The sequence below is a fragment of the Armatimonadota bacterium genome (assembly GCA_020354555.1).
Taxonomy (GTDB): domain Bacteria; phylum Armatimonadota; class Hebobacteria.
Genome location: CP070648.1, coordinates 1,894,988 through 1,900,799, shown reverse-complemented (window position 1 = coordinate 1,900,799; position 5,812 = coordinate 1,894,988). Strand labels below are relative to the sequence as shown.

Genomic DNA, 5,812 nt, shown 5'->3' with positions numbered 1-5,812 from the left:
CGCGCAGGCGCAGGCCGTCGCCGGAGTACGTGTAGGTCGCCGTGTAGCTGGAATTGTCCGTCACCCCGACGAGCCGGTTCTCGTAGTCATAGCCGTAATCCCACACCGTCTCGTCGGGTAGGGTCATCGAAGTCTGGTTGCCGTTGTTGTCGTAGCCGAATGTGGTCGTCCCACTCGGGCCCACGAGCTGGGTCAGCTTGTTGTTGGCGTCGTACGTATAGGTCACCGTGCCGCTGTTGGTCATCGTCAGCCGGTTGCCGACGCCGTCATGGATGTCGGCATAGTCATAGATCGTCTGCCACTGCCTGTCCCGCCTCTCCCCGCTCACGGAACTACGCTATGTGTAGCCGGAATTACCTCATGGGGCGCTCGGATTCCGCTCTGCCGCTGCTACCTTCGGGCTGATCGCGCGATGCCTGCTTTCCCGCGGTCCTGCCGAGCAAGGGAATCAGTAACCCAAGGCCGGTCGCCAAACTTGCACCGACGGCCATTCCAACCATGAAGGGACTCCCCTCTAGAAAGCCATAGACACCCCAGACGAGGATACCTGCGCTCGCCAGGCGCCTGGGATCCAGACGAGGGTGTCTAACCTGGCAGGCTGCCATTATGAGTCCCCACACCGGATACGCTAAGCCTCCCGCCAGAGCGAAGAGCAGTCGCCCGGGGAAGAATGGGCTGATGGCAGCAAAAGTGCATCCGATCGTCACCATAAACGCAAATATCGAGGTAGCATCTCGAGGGCGCGGCCGCTCGTGGCCAAACACGTACAATAGCCCGGCAATGACCAAGAAGCTCCCCATGTAGATGGCCACGCCGAGAGCTGAGTGCATCACGGTATCCACGCTTCCCCGTAGCCGCATTGCGCCGCACAGTCGTGGAGGGCCAGAAGTTCGCCCGTTGAAAAGCCCGCAAGCAAACCAATGGGGCCAAGACCTTCCCGCGCTATCGCGCCCACTCCGGTGCCGACTCCGGCGACAATGCCAGCCCTGACTTGCTGGCCCTTGAGGCAATCGTAGTAGCATTGCGCCTTGCAGTCGTTGGCATTGCTCCAGTTCTCTGGGTTTAGCATCTGGCAGAGCGCCGAGTGCTCGCAACGATCCCATATCCAGTCCTTGACCTTGCCCCAGGGAAGAGGAGGGAAGTACACCGGCAACCAACCGTGCGGGTCCACGTAGGTTACGGGGTTCTGGCGTGCGTAGAAATAGATGGTCGGGGCCAGCGACTCTCGGATTGGATCTGCCTGCAGTGACCTCCCCACCTCCGGCATATAGTACCGCGCGCAGAGGTGCATCAGACTGCTTCCGGTTTGGTAATAACCGAGCGAACCCACATACTTGTAAGGATTGGCCGTGCCGCCGGTCGAGCCGAGCAGGTTCCCGAAGGCCTCGTACTCGTAGGTGTCGGTCACGCTCTGGTCGGTGTGGTTGATGAGTTGTCGAGTGGAGCCGGGGCCGTCGTACACAAGCGGCTCATTCGAGCCGCTCCGGAGCGCGGCGTGCCGCGCCGAGTAGTGCCGCCAGGCCGAGCCGACATAGGCGTACAGCAGTGGATCGTGGTAGCTGTCGCCCGTCCAGACGTACTTGGTGACCGTGATGTACGTCGTGCCGAGGCGGGAAGAGGGCAGCCGAAAACGGCCCGCTGGCGCGAAGAGCGCGCGGGCCGGTGGGGTGACAGCGACACGGTCACCGGCAGGATCATCCTGCGCCGGTATGAGTGCGGCCTCTCGGCGGCGTCGGGCCAGGTCAGGCATCTTCCCCTCGGAAGAGCACGGGATCGCGGCCGAACCGGGCACATCATAGCCGGCGGGGATGCCCATGTCAACTCGCCGCGCAGGCCGGACGCCGGAGGCGTCACGCCGCAGCAGGTCGAGGGGCGTCCTCCACGGAAAACCTAGGTCGGCGACCCGACAGACGAGGGGGTCGTCAGGGAACCGCGCCGCTTCGCCAATGGCCAGACCTGTCATAACGCTGCTCACCGACTTCGGCCTGCACGACCACTTCGCGGGGGTGATGAAGGGTGTCATCCTCGGCATATGCCCGGATGCCGCGATCGTTGACATCACCCACGACCTGCCGGCGCAGAACGTCGCGGAGGCGGCCTTCGTGCTCGCGTGCGCGTATCCCTACTTCCCGGCGAGAACGGTGCATGTCGCAGTCGTGGATCCCGGCGTCGGCGGCGGTAGGCGGCCGCTCGCGGCGCGCTGCGGCGAGCACCTCTTCGTCGGGCCGGATAACGGCATATTCAGTTACGTGTTTGCCGACGCTGAGGACTGGCAAGCGGTTGCCATCACGAACCCCGAGTGCCGCTTGCCGAAGACCAGCGCGACGTTCCACGGGCGGGACGTCTTCGCCCCTGCCGCCGCACACCTCGCGGCCGGCATGGGTCTCGAAGCGCTCGGCCCGGTGGTCACGGATCCGGTCCCGCTCGACGTGCCAACGCCGGTTGAGACGGACGCAGGGCTGGAAGCTCACGTCCTGCACGTTGATCGGTTCGGCAATCTCGTCACCGACCTTACAGAGGAGCGCTTCGCCGCGTGGCTCGGCGGCAACGACGCCGGAGGCGTTGTGATCCAGGCCGGGCCCGCTTCGATTGAAGGCATCGCGGAATGCTATGACGCCGTGGCGGAGGGCCGGCCGCTGGCGATCTTCGGCAGCGCGGGGAGACTCGAGATATCGGTCAACCGAGGCAGCGCGAGCGAGTTGCTGCGCGCGCGCCGCGGCAACCGCGTCCTGCTGCGAAGGCGGCGGTGACTCCGGCACGACAGGCGGAATTGACGCGGTAAGGAAGGAAACCATCACGTGCGGATCGGTATGACGCGAAGCAAGGCCTTGCTCGCCGCAGCATGGATCGGCCTGGCTATCCTGTGCCTGGCTGCAGCCGGGGCACCGGTGATCGCGCAAGCGTATCCGCCGGCCGGCGATGAGGCGGGCTCCCAGGTCACGCAGCCCCTCGATTTCCCGCTGAGCGAGGTGATTGCAGCGGCGCGCGTGTACTACCTGGTGACGCTGGTGCTGTGGCTGTCAGCAACCGCGTTCGTCGCCGGGCTATTGATCGGGATGGCTGCAGAGAAGCGTGCAGGGACCTGGGCGACACTGGCGGTGGCGGTATTCCTGTGCATCCTGTGGGGCGCGGGCGGCGCGATACTGTCACAAGTCATGTATGTGCCGACCCTCTTGGTTGGGGCGCTGTTGGTGCTCGGCGCTGCGGCCGCCGGAGGGATGATCGGCCAGTATGTGTGGCAAGGGATGATCCGTCGGCAGGCGCCGTCCAGGCCGGACGCGCCACCTTCAGCCTAAGCAGGGACCGAGCTAGCGCACACGGCTCGCGAAGTACGCGACGATGCGCACGAGCGCATACCCGGCGACGGTTCCCATGGCGACGGTTCCCAGAAGGCCCAGCAGGAGATCGGCGGTGTCGACCTGCGGGCGCCGACCATCGATCAAAGTCGCGACCAGCGCACTCAGGCGGAACGAGAGATAGGCTCCAGCCGCCGCAATAAGGAAGGCCTGGAAGAACATCACCAGGAGCTGCGAGGCAGGCATTTGCTGGCGGATGGGCTTCGTTTTGGGCGGGTTGCCGATGACGGCTTCGAGGGTGAAGGCATCCACGGCGGCGCCGCCTTCCATCCTGGCATACAGCATCTTCAGCACCGCCCGCCCGACGCGCGCGGCGCGGAAGGTGCGGATGTGCATCTGCTCGACCTCGTCGAGCACCCACACCGCCTGAGTGTTGGTCGGCGATGACACGGGGGCCAGCACGTCCGCGTCAACCTCGACGTGCCAGGCGGCGCGCGGATCCGTCTCGGGCAGGCCGACCTCCAGGAGATCACCCACCCCGAGTTGAATCGATTTGCCGCTGTCTTCTTTGCCGACGGATATCTTGGTCTGCATCTCGGACGCTCGCGGACGACGCCTCTGAGAGGTTATTCCGCAAACCCGAGGCGATTCCTTCCTCTATGACTTGCGGCAGGAAGGCCCTCGGCGCCGGCGAAGATTGCGCCCATGCGGATATTCGCCATTTGCCTCGTCATCGTCGCCCTCGGAGCTGCCAGCACGCCGACCGCCGCCGACGGCTCCGCCGAGGGCGCGGCCCTCTGCCGGTCGATCACCAAGCCGCCGCTTATTGACGGGAAGCTCGACGATGCGGCGTGGCAGGCGCTGCCGGCGTTGAGCGGCTTCACCGTGCTCCGCGACGGGCAGCCCGCCAGTCCTGCGACGAGCTTCTCGATCTGTCACGATGAGGATGCCATTTTCGTCGCGCTGCGCTGCGCGGAGCCTGACATGGACGCCGTCGAATGCAAGCTGACCGAAGCGGACGCCGACGTCTTCGAGGAGGAGTGCGTCGTCGTCCTTTTCGACGTGGGCCACGAACGTCGCCCGTCTGGCTTCGTCGAACTCGCCGCGAACTGCCTCGGGACAAAGCACGACGCATTCGACGATGACCATCAATGGAATGGCGCCTGGCGCGCGGCGGCGCAGCGAGGCCCCGACGGGTGGACTCTCGAAATCGCAGTGCCCTTCGGCGATTTGGGCAGGCGCCCCGTGAGCGGCGATATGTGGGGGTTGGCCGTGGGCCGCTACCGCAACGTCGAGGGCGAGCAGGTCTTCACGTGGTCACCGGTGGCAGGCAGTTTCTGGGACACGGAGACGTTCGGCCACGTCATCTTCGACTCGCTCGAGCGCAACCTGATGCGCGATATCGCGGCAGTGGAGGAACGCCTGTCCAGCGAGCGCCAAGACGTGGCGCGGCTCGCGAAGAAGTTCGGCGCGGACGACGCCTACGTCGGCGTCGTCGTAGCGGCCGCGCCGGCGGTGGGCGAGTTGCGCAGGCGCGTCGAAGGCGGTGTCCGCGACGCCGACGAGTGGCGCAACATCAGGGACGCGCTCGCTCGCATCGAGGACGAGTACGACGACGCGTTGTGGAATCTGCGCCTGGAGGAGCTGTTCGCGGACTAAGGACGCGGCGCGGCGCGCGGCGGCTCAGGCGCATCATCGTTCTTCGGCGTGCGGCACATCTCGTCGGCGACGAACTCCCTCGTCTTCCGGAAGCCCACCGACTCGTAGCAGCGTATTGCGGCGGTGTTCTCCGCTCTCACGTCAATCACGGCCTCGGGCAGCCCGAGGGCGCGGAACCGCTCGAGCGCGCGAAGGATGAGCCCCCGCGCAATGCCTCGGCGCCTGTGCGCCGGCGTTGTGCCAACCACGCTGATGTACCCATGCCCGCCGCGAGTGTAGGAGACGAGGAACCCAATCGCCTCGCCTGCCGTCTCGGCGACGAGCACGCCTTGCGGGTCATAGCCCGGAAAAGACGCCCAGTCCTCGGGCCAAGGCTCAGAGTCGAACGCCTTGCCGTAGAGACGAGCGATGGCAGCGAGATCGCCCGGCCAGTGCGCGCGGCGAATCACGACACCCTCCGGCGCCGGGGCGAGGTCTGCCTGTCCCGTGAGCTCCAGGCGCATTTCCCAGTAGGTCAACAGCATCGGCCCACCTTGCATTAGGGGTTCCGCGAGCGTTTTGCCGTTCCTCCGGCGATAACGCGGTTCTTGCCGGTCGTCTTCCTATGGGGATTATCGGTGCCGCCGAGCCGACACCGAGCACGACAAGGAGTTTTGCGCCCTCCAGGGAATACCGTGGGCAATGTGCGGACTCTCGGTACACAGGAGGCGCGAGCAATGACTGAAGGATCGGTAACTCGGCGTGATTTCCTGAAGTTGGGCATCGCAGCAGGGGCGACGGCGAGTCTCGGCAGCCTGGCGTTTGGGCAGCAGGGGGGCGCTGATCGTTTGCGCTGCGGCTTCATCGGTGTCGGCGGG

At 65.6% G+C, this 5,812-nt stretch carries 8 protein-coding genes; 4 read left to right on the top strand and 4 right to left on the bottom strand.

Annotation, left to right across the window (positions count from 1 at the left end):
• Positions 1-328, bottom strand: a 328-nt coding sequence (locus JSV65_07780; protein ID UCH36241.1) for a hypothetical protein, incomplete at its 3' end; no start/stop codon positions are given.
• A 501-nt stretch (positions 329-829) separates the two neighbouring features.
• The gene (locus tag JSV65_07775; protein ID UCH36240.1) at positions 830-1,963 is read right to left on the bottom strand and encodes an RHS repeat-associated core domain-containing protein; all 1,134 of its coding nucleotides are present in this window, start codon (positions 1,961-1,963) and stop codon (positions 830-832) included.
• Between JSV65_07775 and JSV65_07770 the strand changes: the two genes are divergently transcribed.
• Together JSV65_07770 and JSV65_07765 are read left to right on the top strand one after the other, a co-directional pair.
• Positions 1,947-2,750, top strand: coding sequence for an SAM-dependent chlorinase/fluorinase (locus JSV65_07770; protein ID UCH36239.1), 804 nt, complete (start codon positions 1,947-1,949; stop codon positions 2,748-2,750). The two genes, JSV65_07775 and JSV65_07770, sit on opposite strands and share 17 nt — an antisense overlap.
• Before the next feature lie 60 nt (positions 2,751-2,810).
• Positions 2,811-3,296, top strand: coding sequence for a hypothetical protein (locus JSV65_07765; GenBank protein UCH36238.1), 486 nt, complete (start codon positions 2,811-2,813; stop codon positions 3,294-3,296).
• Between the two features lie 12 nt (positions 3,297-3,308).
• On the opposite strand, the gene JSV65_07760 is transcribed toward JSV65_07765, so the two are convergent.
• The gene (locus JSV65_07760) at positions 3,309-3,890 is read right to left on the bottom strand and encodes a hypothetical protein (GenBank protein UCH36237.1); all 582 of its coding nucleotides are present in this window, start codon (positions 3,888-3,890) and stop codon (positions 3,309-3,311) included.
• A 111-nt stretch (positions 3,891-4,001) separates the two neighbouring features.
• Here JSV65_07760 and JSV65_07755 point away from each other — a divergent pair, with 111 nt between their 5' ends.
• Entirely contained in the window at positions 4,002-4,955 is a 954-nt protein-coding gene (locus tag JSV65_07755) for a hypothetical protein (protein UCH36236.1), read from the top strand.
• On the opposite strand, the gene JSV65_07750 is transcribed toward JSV65_07755, so the two are convergent.
• The gene (locus JSV65_07750; protein UCH36235.1) at positions 4,952-5,494 is read right to left on the bottom strand and encodes a GNAT family N-acetyltransferase; all 543 of its coding nucleotides are present in this window, start codon (positions 5,492-5,494) and stop codon (positions 4,952-4,954) included. The genes JSV65_07755 and JSV65_07750 overlap by 4 nt on opposite strands.
• Before the next feature lie 177 nt (positions 5,495-5,671).
• Between JSV65_07750 and JSV65_07745 the strand changes: the two genes are divergently transcribed.
• A partial coding sequence (locus tag JSV65_07745; protein UCH36724.1) for a twin-arginine translocation signal domain-containing protein occupies positions 5,672-5,812 on the top strand: 141 nt, incomplete at its 3' end.

Coding starts and splice junctions, on each gene's coding strand:
- JSV65_07770 (UCH36239.1), top strand. CDS start 1,947: ATGGCCAGACCTGTCATAACGCTGCTCACCGACTTCGGCCTGCACGAC.
- JSV65_07775 (UCH36240.1), bottom strand. CDS start 1,963: ATGACAGGTCTGGCCATTGGCGAAGCGGCGCGGTTCCCTGACGACCCC.
- JSV65_07765 (UCH36238.1), top strand. CDS start 2,811: ATGACGCGAAGCAAGGCCTTGCTCGCCGCAGCATGGATCGGCCTGGCT.
- JSV65_07760 (UCH36237.1), bottom strand. CDS start 3,890: ATGCAGACCAAGATATCCGTCGGCAAAGAAGACAGCGGCAAATCGATT.
- JSV65_07755 (UCH36236.1), top strand. CDS start 4,002: ATGCGGATATTCGCCATTTGCCTCGTCATCGTCGCCCTCGGAGCTGCC.
- JSV65_07750 (UCH36235.1), bottom strand. CDS start 5,494: ATGCAAGGTGGGCCGATGCTGTTGACCTACTGGGAAATGCGCCTGGAG.